Raw genomic sequence first — 894 nt, 5'->3', positions numbered from 1 at the left:
GCAATTAACTAATTACCAATCAATATTATATTGATATATTAGAGTAATTGGAGGTATCAATACCAAAAAAAACATTTTAAAAACATGAAATATACAATTTTATTTTGCTTGTCTTTATGCATATTTTCTTGTGGTCCGATTAGAGATTGCGACTCTACAGTTGAATATTATAGAGTAGATGAATGTCTTTTAATCGTACAAAAAATTCCGAGCGATACTGATTCTCGATTTGATTATAAAGGAATAAATCCGGTAACTAAAAAAGAATACGATTGTAATTCTAATATAAGCGATATGTGGTGGTCAAATTATAAAAAAGATATTACTATTGGTGATACTATAATAAAAAAGAAAGGAGAATTAATTTTTAGTATTCATAAAAAAGATACTGTTATGAGTTTTAATTTTGAGTGTGAAGGTAAGATTTACAAATAAATGAATATGTCTGAAAAAACAGAAAAAATACTTAGATTAATGGCTTTCGCAATACTAGTAGGTGTGTTCATTTTTATAGGTAATTATCTTTCTGGGAATGAAGCTTTTTATAAAAGAGTACTTAAAAATAGAGAAGGAGAGTCATATTCTGGTGTTGTAGCTGAAAAATATGTTGATTCAGCACAACACGGTACTCCTATGCTAAAACTCACAAGTACAAATGTTGTTCCCTTAGAAAATTATTTTTGGGATCAAGTAGAAGTAGGGGATTCTATAGTTAAAATTAAAGACCAAGCATATATTACCTTATACAAAGACAACAAGATCAAAGAAGTATTTGATTATAATGTGTACTTTGAGGAGCTAATACAGAGATCAAAAAAATAAATTATCAATAATAATAAATTTTAGTACTTCTGAAATTGTAACTATTACTAATACTAAAAGAATGAATATTTT

Annotated in this window: 2 protein-coding genes; both read left to right on the top strand. The window is 26.5% G+C overall.

Going from position 1 to position 894, the window contains the following annotated elements; all coding sequences use genetic code 11:
- Window positions 1-84 precede the first annotated feature (84 nt).
- Window positions 85-435, top strand: a complete 351-nt coding sequence (locus tag B8T70_RS23535; protein ID WP_086896439.1) for a hypothetical protein — start codon at window positions 85-87, stop codon at window positions 433-435.
- Between the two features lie 6 nt (window positions 436-441).
- The gene (locus B8T70_RS23530) at window positions 442-822 is read left to right on the top strand and encodes a hypothetical protein (RefSeq protein WP_123912174.1); all 381 of its coding nucleotides are present in this window, start codon (window positions 442-444) and stop codon (window positions 820-822) included.
- The last annotated feature ends 72 nt before the right edge of the window (window positions 823-894 follow it).

The organism is Flavobacterium sp. AJR, from assembly GCF_002156885.1.
Lineage (GTDB): Bacteria > Bacteroidota > Bacteroidia > Flavobacteriales > Flavobacteriaceae > Flavobacterium.
This window is presented reverse-complemented; position numbering and strand designations above follow the sequence as displayed.